Source organism: Oleiphilus sp. HI0125 (assembly GCF_001635355.1).
This window is the reverse complement of the sequence record NZ_LWGF01000471.1, coordinates 1-224: the sequence shown is the minus strand read 5'-3', so window position 1 is coordinate 224 and position 224 is coordinate 1. Positions and strand designations below refer to the sequence as shown.

1 protein-coding gene is annotated in these 224 nt (G+C 49.1%); it reads right to left on the bottom strand.

Features of this window, described 5'->3' with window-relative positions; genetic code table 11:
• A partial coding sequence (locus A3762_RS06150; protein ID WP_231878742.1) for a hypothetical protein occupies positions 1 to 208 on the bottom strand: 208 nt, incomplete at its 3' end.
• Between the last annotated feature and the right edge of the window lie 16 nt (positions 209 to 224).

The window sequence follows — 224 nt, the reverse complement described above, 5'->3', positions numbered from 1 at the left end:
CAACTTCAACAGAAATTGGACGAACTGTTTCATTGTTACGACCATCGATACGCGGCTCTTTCGCAATGATACGACCACGAACGATTTGCTTCTCTAGCTTGCTGAAGTAAGCCTTAACGTCTTCTTCGCTTGCTGCGCCTTCTTCACCTGTTGCAATCGCTGCAACTGCTTGGTTACGAAGCTCGCCCAATGCGCTGTAACGCGCCATTTTGTCGCTTGTGCTG